We start from the raw sequence: 16612 nt of genomic DNA, 5'->3' as shown, positions 1-16612 counted from the left end.
AATCGTTCGCGTTAGCAATATGGTTCTCGCCATCGAGCCGACACAAGCCAATCATCAAAGGAAGTTTTCGTCACCGCAGAAAGTGCATAGCAGTGATGTCATTTGAATGCCAGTCGTTGGCTGTTTAACACGGACGCACCCTCCATCGATGGCGGCTGCTCCGTTCTTCGAATAAACCTTAGGGAATGGGTTTCTTATGCCGTGTTTTGTGAAGTACTTATTACGTCCGGCCTAATGTATCTACCTTCAGGCTTCGTTTGGCTTACACCGCCAAACACTGAAATTTCTTACGCCTGAAAACGGAAAAAAATTTATACCTGTCTCGACAACAGCGGTTGTCGAACTATGAAAAATGGCATGTTCGACGCCAGGGGTTAACGATGCCTAACGTTTCTACGCCGACATTTAACAACCGAACCGAAGTGCATCAACCCACGCGGCTGGCGCCCCTACTCGACCCGGCGATCAGACAATTTATTCATGATCACTCACAAAGACTTATAGAACTTGTTTCACACTATGGATCCCCCCTCAACCTGATGTGGCCCCACGCTTTTAAAGCCAATACGGCGGCGCTGCAAGGCGTATTGAAGAAGTACAACGTGAATCACGTCATCTTTTATGGCGCCAAAGCCAACAAATCCCAATGCCTGCTTCGCGCGGCAGAGGATTTGGGCATCGGCGTCGACGTGTCGAGCATCCACGAGCTCAACGCCGCCCGACGCGCCGGCACGCCGGGAGCGTTTTTGTGCGCAACGGGACCGGCCAAAACGGCTGTTTTCCACCGGGCATTGGTTGAGGCCGGATCACTGATTTGCGTGGATTCGCTGGAAGAATTCGCTCATCTCAAAGCGCTGGTCAAAACCATGCAAGCCCCCGTGCAGGCCAGGGTTTTACTGCGTTACCGGCCGCAGAGCTGCCTGGCGAGCCGTTTCGGAATGGGCACCGATGACCTGCTGGAATGCCTGCGCCAGTTGACGGACGAAGGCGAGCATTTTCACTTCGAAGGCTTCCATTTCCATCTGGGCGGTTACGGGTACGAAACCCGGGTACAGGCCTTCCGTGAGGTGACCGCCTTTGTCGATGCGGCGCGCGCGATGGGCTTGAATCCCAGCATGATTGACATGGGCGGCGGGCTGCCTATTCGTTATGTCGAACCCGAGATCTATAACAGTTTTCTGCAGAACGATAATAAACCCGGTCATTACTACAATCATTCTGTGCCCGAAGCGTTTTATCCCTATGGTGGCAGTTTAACAGCCAGCCAGTGGTTGGAACTTTTCCTGGAGTCCGATCATTCGCTCGGCCGCTCCATAGCGAATTACTTGAAGTCGCGCACTATCACCTTATCGTTGCAACCCGGTCGAAGCCTGGTGGATCAAGCCGCCATCTCGGTATTTCGAGTGACCCGCACTAAAAAGCTGGCCGACAATAAAACCGTGATCTTCGTCGAGGGCAGTAGTTTCAGCGCGTGTGAAACCTGGTTCGCGTCTGAATATCTGGTCGATCCCATCTTGATAAGCGCAACGCAATCGCCCCATCAGCCGACTCAAGCCTACATCGCCGGCCATAGTTGCCTGGATGATGACGTCATCAGTTACCGCCTTATCAACTTCGAACATTTACCCCAGCCCGGCGATTTATTGATCTACGCCAATACCGCCGGCTATCAGATGGATTTGCTGGAAAACGAATTCCATCGTCACCCCCTACCCCGTCGATTAATGGCGACTTGTTGTACACAAGGCCACTACGCGTTTTCACCTGACTGCTAAAGGGAGTACTTCATATGATACTTAATAAAGTTTCCGATCTGATTGGTAATACCCCCATGCTGGGCATTGATATACCCGACACCCATGCCAGGCTGCTGCTCAAGATTGAAAAGAACAACCCCGGCGGCAGCATCAAGGACCGCATGGCGCGGAACATGGTATTGGCTGCGCTCAAGTCCGGACGCTTGAAGCCCGGCGGCGTGGTCGTGGAGTCCTCTTCGGGCAACACCGGCATCGGCCTGGCCATGGCCGCTGTCGAATTCGGCCTGCATTTTATCGCCGTGGTCGACCACCACGCCGCCCAGGACAAGATCGCCGTCATGAAAGCGCTGGGGGCCGACGTTCGATTTGTCGCCGGCCATTATCGCGAGGATGAGGTCGCGGTGGTCGAGCGCCAACGGATGGCTGCCGAACTCGCGGAACAGATCCCGGGAGCGGTGTTCATGAACCAGTCGGACAACGCCGCCAATGCCGGCGGCTACAGCGACTTCGTGCGTGAAACCATTGCCCAGGTGGAAGGCAAGGTCGGCGCCTATGTCGGTTGTGTCGGCACCGGCGGCTCGATGACCGGCATCGCCCGCGGGCTGAAACTGCACAACCCCGACACCGTGACCGTCGCCGTGGAGCCCGCCGGTTCCATTGTCTTTGGTCATCCCGGCTACCCGTACTATCAATCCGGCACCGGGACGCCAGCCGGCGACACCGTGGGCCTGGTGCTCGACTACAGCTGCATCGACCTGGGCGTCCAGGTCACCGATTCCCAAGCCTTCGAAACCGCCCGCTATATCGCTCGCAACCTGGGGTTGCTGGTGGGCGGCTCTACCGGCGGGGCGATTTTCAAGGCCTTGGAGTTCATTCACAAAGGGGTGCTGACCGGCAATGTCGTGGTCCCGATCGCCGACGGCGGCGAGAAGTACCTGCACACCGTGTTCGACGATCAATGGCTGCAAGCGCGCGACTTGCTCGATCCCGGCATCGCCGTGCAACTGGACGGCTGGCTCGGCAAGACCCAATGGCTGGAATCCAGTTCTGCGCCGCTGCAGTTGAGCGTCGCATGACCCTCCACCCACACAGGAACGCCTCTTCATGAACATGCTGAAAGTCGCCATTTGCGGCGGTGGCAGAACCGGCCATCTCAATGCCATCCTGTTCAAGCAATTGCCCGATGTCCAGGTGTCGCTGCTCACCGGCAATCGGGACATCGTCGACCACCATGCTCGCCAAATTCCCATGCAGGCGTTGATGCCGGATGGCTCGACGCTGAGTGCAAGACCGGACCGGGTGACCACCGAGGCAAAAATCGCGGTCGAGGACGCCGACATCGTCATCATCACGGTGCCGGCCCATGCCCGGCCGCAGGTCTTGCAGGATATCGCACCGCACCTGAGCACGACCAAGCCGGTGTACATCGGCGCCATCCCGGGCTTCTGCGGTTTCGACTGGCTGGCCCAAACCACACTGGCGGATAAACCGAACCTGGTGATCTGGGGCATGAAGGACGTCCCGCACACGGCGTTCGACCTCAAACCCGGACGCTCGGTGAAGATGGGCGGCGGCAAAAGCCAGCTGTATGTGGCCACCCACGCCCGGGAAACCCAGGCGTCGCGCCAACAGCTCCAGCACATGCTCAGCAGGCTTTACGGCCCTTGCGTGACCCTGCTCGACCATTACCTGGAGATCACCCTGACCCCGGGCAATCCGATCATGCACAGCTCGGTGATCTACGGTCTGATCGGACCCTACGGCCAGTGGCACCGCAAGATCTTCCCGCAACGCCTGTGCTGGTGGACCGAATGCCCGGAACTGGGCGCCTACTTCCTCGAACGCATGGATGAAGAAAGCCAGAACCTGTGCGCGGTCATCAGCCAGCGCATGGGTATCGACCTGTCCTCGGTCAAGTCCTTGAAACAGGAGATCGTCGAGGCCTACGGCGAGCAGATCCGCGACCGCAGCAGCATGCTTTCGATCCTGCGCACCAATCGGGCCTACAACGACATCCTCGCGCCCATGGTGCCGGCCGACGGCAACCGCGCCGGCTATGTGATCGAGCGCCAGAGCCGTGCCTTCAATGAAGACGTTGCCTATGGCCTGGTCCTGCTGGTGGAAATGGCCAAGCGTTTCGAACTGAAGGTCCCCTACATCGAGGAAGTCCTGCAGTGGAGCATTGCCTACATGGAAGGCTTGCGCGACTCGGCGCTGGATTACTTCCCGACCCACTGGCCGCGCTCGGCCTGAACCGGGTTTCACCCTCTTCTTTATTCATCGACGAGCACATACCGATATGGATGACTTCAAGACACTGGTCACTTATTCACGCAAAAACGCCATGCGACGATTGGTTCGCTGCCTGTTTGCCGAGAACATCCTGGACCGTTCGGCCCTGAGCTTTTCCGCCGACGGCAGCGAGGCCACCTACCCGCTGAAAAATGCGCGGGCCCAGCTGTTTTTCTCGCAGATCACCCTGGCCCCCGCCGACACCTTGATCAGTGACGGCGACGTGGTCCTACTGGCCGACGAAGGCGTACGCCAGGTCATTCACAGCCATCAGGATTTGCTGGACGTGCTGCGCGACAGCTTCGACTTCGAACCCAGCGACGAAGGCGTGGCCGGGCTCAAGTCGGACATGGAAAACAGCCTGATGAACGATGCCCACGCCCGCCAGCATCGCCAGCAGTGGAACGCGCGCCTGGCCCAGGCCGCCGAAAGCCACGGGCTCGCCAGCCTGACCGACTACCTGCGCCAGCACACCAGCACCAAGGACGCCGCGATTCTTTTGGACCAATGGGGTTCGCTGGAAGGCCATCCGTATTATCCGACCTGGAAAGCCCGTCCAGGCCTCAGCGATGCGGAAGTCGAGCAACTGTCCCCCGAGTTCAACGCCCAGGTCCCCTTGCGCATCGCCGCCTTGCGCGCCGACATGGCCAAAAGTGAAAGCATGCCCCATGTCACCAGCTACCACAGCTGGTTCGCCGCGAACTTCCCGGCGCAATGGGCGCAGTGGACCGCCGCGCTCAACGCCAAGGGCCTGGACGAACACCAATGGCTGCCGCTGCCCATCCATGCCTGGCATCTCCAGGCCTATGTACTCAAGACCTTCGCCGCGGAAATTGAAGCAGGCATCCTGATCATCGAAGGACCCGACCTCCAGACCCTGCCGACCATGTCCTATCGGACCATGATGCCGGTGCTGGACGAGACCGCGCCGCTGATCAAGTTGCCCATCGCCGTATGGATGACCAGCGAGCTGCGCAGCCTGCAAGCCAAGTCGATCCACATGGGTCCGCGGATCAGCACGGTGATCACGCAGATCCTCGCCGCCGAAAACGGCTTCGACCAACGCCTGGAGATCTTCCCGGAAGAGATCGGCGTGCGCTACCGCAACGCGATCACCCAGGACGATGCGCCCGGACGACACCTGTCAGTGGTCTATCGCGCCAGCCGAGCGGCTTTCGAACGCAACGACGATTGCCTGCCCATCACCGTGGCCTCGTTGTTCACCCGCCTGCCCGGCGGCCGCCCGCTGTTTACCGACCTGATCGAGCGCGATGGGGGTCGGGCCAGTGTCCAAGGCGTTGAAGACTGGTTCCGGCAGTACGCCGCTGTGGTCACCCGCCCAGTGGTCGCGATCTACCTGATGTACGGCATCGGGCTCGAAGCCCATCAGCAAAACACCATGGTGCTGTTTTCCCCCGATGGCAAAGCGCGTAGCCTGCTGATCCGCGACTTCGGCGATGGCAGGACCTACGCGCCCCTGCTGGAGGAACGTGGGTACACCTTGCAACCTCATGTGCAGCCGGGCATCTTGCCGACCGTGTTCGTGGAAGATATCGAGCCGGTGCGCATGTTCGTGCTCGACGCGGCGTTCCTCACCCACCTGCACGAGATCGCCTTGTGGCTGACACGGGAATACGGCCTGGACGACACGCGATTGTGGCGAGTGCTGCGCGAGGAAACCGAGGCCGCGTTCGACGCCGTGCGCGAGCGTGTCGCGGCGCCATTGTGGGAGGCCGAACGCCAGGCGTTCATCCAGGACCCGTGGCCGACCCGGTCGTTGCTGCGCATGCACCTGTTGCAATACTCCAACTATCGTTTACAGCACACGCTGACCAACCCGCTTGCGAGCGTTTAACCACCGAGGCTGAGTCATGTCCCACGCAGGTGCCCTCCAGGGTTCGAACGTCAGAATCCTGATTTACCTTCTATTCGCGATCCAGCTCATCTCCATGGGCGCGATGGAAATGAGCGGGCCGTTCTGGCCGGTCCACCTGCGCGGGCTGACGTCCTCGGAGTCGGTCTTCAGCTTCGCCAGCATCGCCGTGTACGTCGGGCCGATGCTGGGCATCATTCTGACCAGCGCCTTCTGGGGCCGTATCGGTGATCGCTACGGTCATAAGTTGATGATGATCCGCGCCCTGGCGGGCCTGTCATTGACCCAGCTCGGGCTGGCGCTGTGCAGCGATATCTGGATCATCCTGGTGCTGCGCTTTTTGCAGGGTGCCTTTGCCGGGTACATCGCCCCGGCCCAGGCCTATGGCGTCAGCATCGAAGCCCCGTCGCGACGGGCGCGGCTGTTCGCGATCCTGCAAATATCCACCAACGTCGGCTCATTGCTCGGCGCGGTGGTCGGAGGCCTGATCCTCGACTACGCCACCTTCTTCTGGATCAACATCATCGCCTCGGCCTTGTGCGCGGTGTGCACGGTGGTGGCCGCCGTGACCTTGCCGGACGTACCGCCGGTGAAAAAACCCGCGGCCAGCCAGGCCCCGGCGACAACCAGCCGTACCGACAGCCTCTGGCAAGGATCGCCCTTGCTGTCATTGCTGTGCGTCATGGGCATCCTGCTGTTGGCGCGGATGCTGCCACAGACCTCATTCTCCTTGTACGTAAGCTCGGTATTCGACGTCAGCAACTCGGTGGTCGGCCTGTGCTACGGCTTGCTGGCGCTGGGTTTCATCCTCTCGGCCACGGCCTGGTCGCGTTATTTCGAGCACCGGACCCAGCAGGACACTTTGCATCGCATCATCTACGTCGTGCTCGGTTGCATCGCCCTGACCGCCCTGGCGGGGGTCACACGCAACGCCATCGTATTTGTCGTCGTCTACTTCATCTGGGGGGTGCTGCTGGGGGCTACCACGCCGGTGCTGATGGCGCTGATCTCGAAATCCGCCGACAGCGCGCGGCAAGGCCACGTGCTGGGCATTGCCCAAGGCACCGCGCAGTTCGCTTCGATCGCAGGCATCTCGGCCGGTGGGTTACTCAGCCAGGTCTACGGCTTGCAGTACACCTACCTGTTCGTTTGCCTGGCTTATGTGTTGGCACTGATTCCCGTCGTCGTCTTGCGGTACTGGCCCGCGAGCCTGCAAGCCAGCCCCGCCCCGCCTGGGGACTGATCGAGGAGTTTCGTTTTGAACATTGAACAACTGCGCACCGATACACCCGGTGTCGCGCACCTGGTCCATTTCAACAACGCCGGCGCGGCACTGATGCCTGAACCGGTGATCGAGGCCGTGACCGACCACCTGCAACGGGAGGCACGCCTCGGTGGTTACGAGGCCGCTGGGCAACAGGCCGCGGCGCTGGACAACGTCTATAACGCCATTGGCCGCCTGATCAACGCCCAGCCTGATGAAATCGCGGTGATCGAAAACGCCACCCGCGCCTGGGACATGGCTTTCTATTCCTTGCCGCTGCGGCCCGGCGATGTGGTCCTGACCTCCACCACCGAATATGCCGGCAACTACATCCCCTACCTGCAACTGAAAAAACTTCGGGGTATCGAGCTGCGGATCATCCCCAACGATGAGCACGGCCAGGTGTCGCTACCGGCCCTCAAGACACTGCTGGAAGATGACCGCGTGGCCTTGGTGTCCTTGCCGGTGATTGCCACCAACGGCGGACCGGTCCAACCCGTCGAGCAGATCGGTGCCCTGGCACGGGCCGCCGGGGTGCTGTTTCTGCTCGATGCCTGCCAAGGGGTCGGACAGATGCTGATCGATGTGAAACGCATCGGCTGCCACATGCTCGCCGCGACCAGCCGCAAGTACCTGCGGGGCCCCAGGGGCATGGGCTTTCTCTATGTCGAAAAGGCCTTGTGCCAGAACCTTGAGCCGGCTTTTCTCGACCTGCACGCCGCCTCGCTGCAAACACCGGACACGTTCAGCCTCCGTGACGATGCCAAACGCTTCGAAAACTGGGAGTGCAACGTGGCGGCCAAGCTGGGGCTCGGCGCGGCAGTGGACTACGCACTGGCCCAAGGCATCGAGCCGATGTGGCAGCGTATCCAGCACCTGGCCGGCCATTTGCGCGAACGCCTGACGGCGATTCCGGCGGTCACGCTTCAAGACCTGGGCACGCTCCAGTCCGGCATCGTGACCTTCACCCACCGACACGGCAGCGCGACACAGGTCCAGCAATGGCTGGCGGGCCAGGCCAAACGGATCAACGTCAGCACATCGACGTTCCGCTCGACGATGCTCGACATGCAGCAGCGCGACTTGCTGGAAGTCAGCCGCGCCTCTGTACACGCCTACAATACCGAAGCTGAAATCGACACCCTGGTGACCGCGCTGATGCGCATGCCGCGCACCTGAGGGTTGGGTGTATGCGATGTCCATGAACGACTCGAAATACTGTGGGAGCGAGCTTGCTCGCGATGGGCGCCGGTACAGCCAGCCTCCTTGCAAGCTGACATACCGCTATCGCGAGCAAGCTCGGCTCCCACACTGATCTCGGGCGTTCATGGAATCGGTGTTCACCGCAGATCTTTGTGGGAGTCGAGCTTGCTCGCGATGACGGCGGCACATTCAACCTCAATGCAGCCTGACCCACCGCTATCGCGAGCAAGCTCGCTCCCAGTCGATGCCGCTTGCGTCGCGGGCAAGTTGTCCTTTAGCATTGGGAATACTTCTCAATTGCAAAAAACTGCAGCCATGAGCGAAATCCAGCCCGCGAACAACGACCATCATCTGCGCGTGATCGAAGCCCTGTACGCCGGCCATCACGGCTGGCTGTACAACACGCTGAAGAAGAAGCTGGGTAACGCCATGGATGCGGCGGACCTGGCGCAAGACACCTTCACGCGCATTCTCGCCTCCCAAGTCACGACCATTGACCAGCCCCGGGCCTACCTGAGCTGCGTGGCCAAGGGCATTCTCATCAACTGGTATCAGCGCAAGGCCCTGGAACGGGCCTACCTGGAGGCGCTCGCGCATTTGCCGGCCCAGGAAGTGCCGTCCCCTGAATTGCGTTTCCTGGTGCTGGAAACCCTGCACGAAATCGACGCCATGCTCGACACCCTCCCGGCGCCGGTCAAACGGGCATTCCTGCTGTCGCAGATCGGCGGCCTGAAATACGACGACATCGCCCAACAGCTGAACGTCTCGCTGATCACGGTCAAGCGCTACATGAAGCAGGCATTCGTGCAGTGCTTGATGCTGGTGGAATGAATGCTCACTCGTCGCCGTGAGCCGCCGCTCGACCCCAAGGTCCTCGAAGAAGCCGCCGAGTGGCTGATGCGCCTGGGCGAAAGCGACCTCAGCGACACCGAGCGCGCCGAATGGGAGTGCTGGAGAGCCAGCAGCCCCGAGCGCGGCCGGGCCTGGTCTCGTGCGCAATTGCTGCAAAGCAAGCTCGGCGGCTTGCCACGAGCCTTGGCAATGTCGGCACTGGATCGCCCGAGCAGCCCCGAACGGCGCGCGGCCCTTGGCAAACTGGCGTTGCTGCTGGCAGCGGTGCCTGTTGGTTGGGGCAGCTGGAAACTGGCGCAAACGCAGCAATGGTCCGCCGACTACCGCACCGCCATTGGCGAGCGTCGCGAGTTGACCCTGGCCGATGGCTCACACCTCACCCTCAATACCGGCACGGCCATCGACGTGCTGTTCGACACCCAGCAGCGGCTCATCCGTGTGCGCGAAGGGGAAATCCTGGTGCAGACCGCGCCGGATGCTTCCCCCCAGGCCCGACCGTTCCTGGTCGGCACCCGCGAGGGTCGGATGCAGGCCCTGGGTACGCGGTTCACCGTGCGCCAAGTGCCATCGCGCACCCAGGTGGCGGTACTCGAAGGCGCCGTGCGGATTGAATTGGCCGAGGCTCGCCAGGTCGCGCCGCTCATCGTCAACGCCGGACAGCGCACCGACTTCTCGTCCCAGGCCTTCGGCCCGTTGGCCCCGACAGATCGCAACGTCGGCGCCTGGACCCAAGGCATGCTGATGGCCGACAAGATGCGCCTGGCGGATTTCGTCGCCGAACTGGCGCGCTATCGCCGGGGCTTCGTGCGGTGCGACCCGGCCATTGCCGAGCTGCGGGTTTCCGGCGCCTTTCCCATCAGCGATACCCAGCGCACGCTCAACATGCTGGTGCAAACCTACCCGGTCCTGGTCACTGGCCATTTGAGCGGTTACTGGGTGACGCTCTCCCCTGCCTGACCCGACAAAATTATTTGCTGCCCCGGTGATACTTTTTTTGATCTCAACTGGCAAAGAAAGGAATAACCATTTACCTCGTCCATAGGGTCATCCATCCATGCTCGTTGCACGGCCCCTGCGTCCGGATCGTCCGTCCAAGCTCGTCATGCGCAGTGTGCTGTTGAGCCTTGCGTTGGGCACGGTCACCGGTTCGTTCGCCTTCGCCGCCGTGCCCGCACAACTGGAAACCATCGCCCCCCGGGCCTATGACATCGCACCCGGGCCGCTCGGCCCTGCCCTGTCGAGTTTTGCGGTGACCGCCGGCATTGCCTTGTCGTTCCAGCCCTCGATCACCGAAGGCCTGGTCAGCCCGGGACTCTCCGGCACTTATCCGGCAGCGCAAGCGCTCACACGCCTGCTGGCCGACAGCGGCGTGGAGATGGTGGCCCGCGACGATGGCAGCTACACGCTGGTACTGCGCCAGGTGTCCTTGCCGGAGATCAACGTCGATACCGCTGGCAGACGCAGCACCGGCCTGCCACCCACCGACTCCAGCGGCCAGGTCGCCCGCGGTGCCCGCCTCGGCCTGCTGGGCAACGCCGATGTGATGGATGCGCCGTTCAGCATCAGCAGCTACACCTCGACGATGATCAAGGATCAACAAGCGGTCACCGTGGGCGACTTGCTGGAGCGCGACGCTTCGGTGCGCTCCACTGGCCAGGCGGGCGGCATCGTCGACTCGTTCTTCATCCGCGGTTTTCCGCTGGGGGAAGGCAATCTCGGTGAATTGGCGTTCGACGGTGTGTATGGCGTGGCGTCCAATTATCGGGTGTTCACCGATTACGCCGAGCGCATCGAACTGATCAAGGGTCCCGCCGCCCTGCTGTATGGCATGTCGCCCAACAGCGCCGTGGGCGGTGTGATCAACGTAGTCCCCAAGCGCGCCCTCGACGAGGACCTGACACGGTTCACCAGCCGCTACGCCAGCGACTCGCAACTGGGCGGTCACCTCGACGTCAGTCGACGCTTTGGTGAGGAGCGCCGGTTCGGGATCAGGCTCAACGGCAGTCTGCAGCAGGGTGACACGGCCATCGACAAGCAGTCCCGAGACGTCGGTACCGGCGCCATGTCCCTGGATTACCAGGGGGATCGCCTGCGCATGACCCTGGACCTGATCAGCCAGGATGAAAAGTTCGACGCCGCTTCACGCCCTTTCATGGTCGCCCCCGGCGTGCAAATCCCCTCCGCCGCCAACGGCCGCACCAGCGTCAGCCAGGACTGGGGACGCTCCCGAGCCCAGGACAAATCGGCGTTGCTGAGTGGCGAGTACGACCTCAGCGACCAGTTGACCCTGTTTGCCCACGCCGGCGGCGGAAAATCCGAGGTCGAGCGCATGTCCGACCAGACCCCGACCATCATCAACGCGGCCGGCGACACGTCATCGGTTCCCGGTTATTACAAATTCAAAGTCCAGCGCTACACGGTCGACGCCGGCGCGCGCCTGGATTTCGACACCGGGCCGGTCAGCCACCGCGCGGTGCTGCAAGTCAGCCGTTATCGCGACGAGTTGTCCCGGGGCATCATTTCCGGCCCCGCCATCCTCTCGAACATCGATCACCCGGTCGACCAACCCAGGCCCAACCTCGCCGAACCCCATACGCCGAAAGTCTCCGCGAGCGAACTGTCGGGCGTCGCCCTGGCCGACACCTTGTCGGTGCTCGATGAGCGCCTGCAAGTCACCCTCGGGTTGCGCCGGCAAAACATCCAGTCGGACAACTACAACACCACCGTGGCCACCCCGTCCTACGACAAAAGCAAAATCACGCCACTGTTCGGTATCGTCGCCAAGCCTTGGGAGCATGTCGCGCTGTACTACAACTACATCGAAGGCCTGAGCAAGGGCGACATCGCGCCCTCCGCCGCCACCAACGCCGAAGAGGTTTTCTCCCCCTACATCTCCCGCCAGCAGGAGATCGGGGTCAAGGTCGACTACGACCGTTTCATGGCCACGCTGGCGTTGTTCCAGATCAAGAAACCCAGCGGTGAATTGTCGTCCGGGGTGTTTTCGGTGCAGGCCCAGCAACGCAACCGTGGCGTGGAACTGAACCTGTCCGGCGAGATTGCCCAAGGCACGCGCCTGCTCGGTGGCGTGACGCTGCTCGATGGGGAACTGACCCGCACCCGCGTGGCCGCCAACCGTGGCAACACACCGGTGGGCGTCCCCAAGGTCCAGGCCAACCTCTGGGCCGAGTGGGATACCCCGGGCATCGACGGGCTGACGCTGACCAGTGGCGCGATCTACACCGCCAGCCAGTACGTCGACCAGGCCAACACCCAGGAACTGGATGCCTGGACCCGCTTCGATGTCGGTGCCCGCTATGCCACGCGCATCGCCGAGCGGCCGACGACCTTTCGCGCCACGGTGCAGAACGTCTTTGACCGCGCCTATTGGTCGGGAGTCGCGTCCTATGGCGCGTTTTCCCAAGGCGCACCGCGCACGCTGTTGTTATCCGCCACCGTTGATTTCTGAAACCTGCGGGCCGGGGCGGCGACTTGCGCCGTTGTCCGGTCCGGCTTTTGTAAAGGCATGAACCATGGTTACCGTTTTTCGCCGCCCTCACACCCTCGCCGCCCTGCTGTTCGCCGGGCTGCTCGGTGTGTCGTTTCTTTCGCTGACGCCCCGCAACGCCCTGGCCGCCGAGGCGGACCCGGCCCTGGGCAGCGTGACCGACCTGCTCGGACGCCAGGTCAAGGTCCACCTCCCGGTCCGGCGGGTGATCCTCGGCGAAGGCCGCCAGTTGTACCTGGTGGCAGCGCTGGACACGCAAAACCCCATCGAGCGCATCGTCGGTTGGCGCAAGGACCTGATCCAGTCCGACCCGGACACCTACGGTGCCTACCTGCGCAAATTTCCCGGCATCGCCAAGATCCCCACCTTCGGCGGATTCGAGGACGGCACCTTTGACATCGAACAGGCGATCTCCCAACGTCCCGATGTGATCATCCTCAATATCGAAGCCCAACACGCCACCGAGGACGCGCGCTACATCGAGAAGCTCGACGCGTTGGGCATCCCGGTGGTCTACGTCGACTTTCGCAACAACCCGATGCAGAACACCGAGCCGACCATGCGCCTGTTCGGCCAGTTGTTCGGCAAGCAAGCCCGTGCCGAAGCCTTCATCGATTTTCGCAACCAACAGATTCGCCGCGTCACCGACGTCATTGAAGCGCGCCACCCTGCCCGGCCAAAGGTCTTCATCGAGCGCATCGGCGGTTACACCGATGATTGCTGCCTGAGTTTCGGCAACGAGAATTTCGGCCTGTTCGTGGAAATGGCCGGCGGCGATAACATCGCCAAAGGCATCATCCCCACCACGTTCGGCCAGTTGAATGCCGAACAAGTGGTGGTCGCGAATCCGGCGCAGGTGGTGGTCACCAGTGCCAACTGGGAAGCCTTTGCGCCCGGTGGCCATTGGGTCGGCGTCGGGCCGGGGGCGGACATGGCCCAAGCCAGGAAAAAACTGGCGTGGTACACCCAGCGGCCAGCCTACGCCGGCATCAAGGCCCAGGAGGATCAGGCGTTCCACGCTATTTGGCACCAGTTCTACAACAGCCCCTATCAGTTCGTGGCCATCCAGCAATTGGCCAAGTGGTTTCACCCGACGTTATTCGCCGACCTGGACCCGGATGCCTCGTTCCGTCAATTGCATGAGCAGTTCCTGCCGGTGCCTTATGAGCCGGGCTACGCCGTCAGCCTGCGCCAGACCGAGGACAAGCCATGACTTCGCTGAACGAAAGCCTGGTGATGCAACGTGACACCTACCGGCGCCTGGTGCTGCGCAAGCGGCTTATTCTCGGAGGGCTCGCGCTGTTGCTGATCTGCAGCGTCCTGCTTGACCTGGCCCTCGGACCGGCACGCTACAGCCTCGACGAAGTGCTCGGCGCGCTGTTTTCGCCAGACAGCGCATCGCCTCAGGTCCGCGTGGTGATGTGGGACATCCGCCTGCCCGTAGCGCTGATGGCCGTTGCGGTGGGCGCCGCGTTGTCGCTGGCCGGCGCGCAGATGCAGACGATCCTCAACAACCCGCTGGCGAGCCCGTTCACCCTGGGCATTTCCGCCGCCGCCAGTTTCGGCGCGGCCATGGGGCTGGCGTTTGGCGTGGCCTTGTTCCCGCTGGCGGCACAGTACATGGTGCCGGTGAATGCATTCATCATGGCCATGCTGTCGGCATTGCTGATCCACTTCCTGAGCCTGCGTCGCGGTGTCACCGCCGAGACCATCGTGCTGCTCGGCATCGCCTTGGTGTTCACCTTCAACGCGCTGTTGGCGCTGGTGCAATTCTTTGCCACCGAACAAGCCGTGGCCGCCGTGGTGTTCTGGACGATGGGCAGCCTGACCAAAGCCACCTGGCCCAAGCTCGGGGTGATCTGCCTGGTGATCCTGGTCACCCTGCCGATTTTCGCCCGACGCGCCTGGGCCTTGACCGCGCTGCGCATGGGGGACGACAAGGCCGCGAGTTTCGGCATCAACGTGCGCAGCCTGCGCTTTCAGACACTGATCATGGTCAGCCTGCTCGCCTCGTTCCCGGTGGCGTTTGTCGGCACGATCGGCTTCATCGGCCTGGTCGGCCCGCACATCGCACGGATGCTGATCGGTGAAGACCAGCGGTTCTTCCTGCCGGCGTCCCTGCTGACCGGCGCACTGATTCTGTCCGCCAGTTCGGTGATCAGCAAAACCCTGATTCCCGGGGCCATTTTCCCCATCGGCGTGGTGACGTCGCTGATCGGCGTGCCCTTCTTCATATCCTTGATTCTCGGCGGGAAGAAAAACTCATGGTAACGATCCGGCTGGAGAATCTCGGGGCCCGCTACGGGCAGCGCACGGTCATTCACGGCGTGACCACCGCAGCGTTTGTCGGCGGCCAGGTGGTGGCGGTGGTCGGCCCCAACGCGGCGGGCAAATCCACCTTGTTCAAGCGCATGGCCGGGTTGATCGACGGCCCTGGGCAGGTGATTTTGGAGGGTTCGAAAAAAGGACCGCAGGGCATCAGCTACATGCCCCAGGGTTTGAACGCCAGCGCCCGGTTGACGGTGTACGAGTCGGTGCTGCTGGCGCGCAAGCAGCTCACGCCGGGCTGGGTCGTCCATGATGATGAGTTGAAGCTGGTGGACGAGATTCTCGCCGCACTGGGCATCACTGAGTTGTCGTTCCGTAACCTCGGCGAGCTCAGCGGCGGACAGCAGCAACTGGTGTCGATCGCCCAGACCCTGGTGCGCGAACCGGAAATCTTGCTGATGGATGAACCGACCAGCGCCCTGGACATGCATCGGCAAGTCCAAGTGCTGAATTTCATGCAGGCCCTGGCGCGCAAACGCCAGGTCATTGTGTTCATCGCCATCCATGACCTGAACCAGGCGCTGCGCTTTGCCGACCAGGTACTGGTCATCGCCGACGGCACCGCCCAGGGCAGCGGCCCGAGCGCCGAGGTGATTACCGAGTCGATGCTGCGCAAGGTCTACAAGGTGCAGGCGCGGATCGAGCAGTGCAGCCGCGGCGAGCGCCACATCCTGATCGACGATATCGTTTGAGCGCAGTCTGCATTCGCCGTGCACAGCCGCTGCCGCAGCATGACTTTTCGTACAGGCCTGCCCAAGGCCTAAACGAATGAATATTTCGACCTAAGAATGCTAACAAATCGCTATTAGAGGCATTGCGCCTCATTTTTCTAAAGATAAAAAAATCATTAAATTACAGTAAGTTGGACTAAAAAAAAGCCCCGCTTCGATCGCAAAAACTGGCCGAAAAATGCGCCTCATCACGTTCAAGGCCTTCCTTTACAGGCGAAGAAGCGCGCCTAGACTCTCACTCGATTCAGCTCCCTGAATCATGACCACCACACGAAAAGGATATTCAAAATGAACGCCTTCACTTCGGTAAATACCGTCACCACGCCCCTGACCATCAACTGCAACTCCGTGACCACTTACAACGGTGATCCCAACGAGACCACCAAGATCACGTTCAGCTACCAGAACAACCTGCTGTGGGCTACCCAGGTCAACAACACCGCCTCAACGCAAACACTCTCCGCCGACGCCTCTGCCGGGCCGGTAATCCTGCGGGCTGGCGCCAAGGTGACGCTGCAAAACGTCGGTTCGGCGTTCAGCATCCTGTTCACGGGCAGCATCGTCGACAGCGGTTCCGAGACGTCTTTCAACGGCACCAACATCGGTACATTCAGCCTTTCCTGATCCACACGGGCTCTGTAACCAGAACCCATCCTTGAAGCCGGCGGACGCGGACGCCATACGCCGGCTTCATTTAACGCAGTACGGGACATGGACGGTACCCTCGCGTGACAAAGCATCGGATGCTTTATACCCGGGTTTTCTGGGTAACACTGGGCGCGATCCTGGCAACAATACTGTGGGTAC

At 61.5% G+C, this 16612-nt stretch carries 13 protein-coding genes; all 13 read left to right on the top strand.

The window, feature by feature from the left end:
* Positions 1-380: 380 nt before the first annotated feature.
* The 13 genes from AC515T_RS12365 to AC515T_RS12305 all read left to right on the top strand — a co-directional run bounded on the left by AC515T_RS12365 (position 381) and on the right by AC515T_RS12305 (position 16429).
* Positions 381-1775, top strand: a complete 1395-nt coding sequence (locus AC515T_RS12365; RefSeq protein ID WP_496532702.1) for a type III PLP-dependent enzyme domain-containing protein — start codon at positions 381-383, stop codon at positions 1773-1775.
* A 14-nt stretch (positions 1776-1789) separates the two neighbouring features.
* On the top strand, positions 1790-2833 hold the full coding sequence (locus AC515T_RS12360; RefSeq protein ID WP_496532701.1) for a PLP-dependent cysteine synthase family protein: 1044 nt from the start codon (positions 1790-1792) through the stop codon (positions 2831-2833).
* A 28-nt stretch (positions 2834-2861) separates the two neighbouring features.
* Positions 2862-4010 carry an NAD/NADP octopine/nopaline dehydrogenase family protein gene (locus AC515T_RS12355; protein WP_496532700.1) on the top strand — a complete coding sequence of 383 codons (1149 nt, stop codon included), beginning with the start codon at positions 2862-2864 and terminating at the stop codon, positions 4008-4010.
* A gap of 91 nt (positions 4011-4101) precedes the next feature.
* A complete protein-coding gene (locus AC515T_RS12350) occupies positions 4102-5904 on the top strand; it encodes an IucA/IucC family protein (protein WP_496532699.1) in 1803 nt (600 codons plus the stop codon).
* A gap of 16 nt (positions 5905-5920) precedes the next feature.
* Positions 5921-7165, top strand: coding sequence for an MFS transporter (locus AC515T_RS12345; protein ID WP_496532698.1), 1245 nt, complete (start codon positions 5921-5923; stop codon positions 7163-7165).
* 15 nt (positions 7166-7180) lie between these two features.
* Positions 7181-8365, top strand: a complete 1185-nt coding sequence (locus AC515T_RS12340; protein ID WP_496532697.1) for an aminotransferase class V-fold PLP-dependent enzyme — start codon at positions 7181-7183, stop codon at positions 8363-8365.
* Positions 8366-8704: 339 nt separating this feature from the next.
* Entirely contained in the window at positions 8705-9220 is a 516-nt protein-coding gene (locus tag AC515T_RS12335; RefSeq protein WP_496532696.1) for a sigma-70 family RNA polymerase sigma factor, read from the top strand.
* A complete protein-coding gene (locus tag AC515T_RS12330; RefSeq protein WP_496532695.1) occupies positions 9221-10198 on the top strand; it encodes a FecR domain-containing protein in 978 nt (325 codons plus the stop codon).
* 97 nt (positions 10199-10295) lie between these two features.
* A complete protein-coding gene (locus AC515T_RS12325) occupies positions 10296-12707 on the top strand; it encodes a TonB-dependent siderophore receptor (RefSeq protein WP_496532694.1) in 2412 nt (803 codons plus the stop codon).
* A 64-nt stretch (positions 12708-12771) separates the two neighbouring features.
* Complete coding sequence (locus AC515T_RS12320) at positions 12772-13959, top strand: ABC transporter substrate-binding protein (RefSeq protein WP_496532693.1); 1188 nt, start codon at positions 12772-12774, stop codon at positions 13957-13959.
* A complete protein-coding gene (locus tag AC515T_RS12315) occupies positions 13956-15017 on the top strand; it encodes a FecCD family ABC transporter permease (protein ID WP_496532692.1) in 1062 nt (353 codons plus the stop codon). Before AC515T_RS12320 ends, AC515T_RS12315 begins: the two co-directional genes overlap by 4 nt.
* Positions 15011-15766 carry an ABC transporter ATP-binding protein gene (locus tag AC515T_RS12310; protein ID WP_496532691.1) on the top strand — a complete coding sequence of 252 codons (756 nt, stop codon included), beginning with the start codon at positions 15011-15013 and terminating at the stop codon, positions 15764-15766. The genes AC515T_RS12315 and AC515T_RS12310 overlap by 7 nt, the downstream gene beginning before the upstream one ends.
* A gap of 327 nt (positions 15767-16093) precedes the next feature.
* Positions 16094-16429: a hypothetical protein gene (locus AC515T_RS12305; RefSeq protein ID WP_496532690.1), complete on the top strand. Its 336-nt coding sequence runs from the start codon at positions 16094-16096 to the stop codon at positions 16427-16429.
* Positions 16430-16612 lie beyond the last annotated feature (183 nt).

This window comes from Pseudomonas sp. FSO-7 (assembly GCF_059579345.1).
The sequence above is the reverse complement of the archived record's forward strand: the minus strand, read 5'-3'. Positions and strand labels throughout refer to the sequence as shown.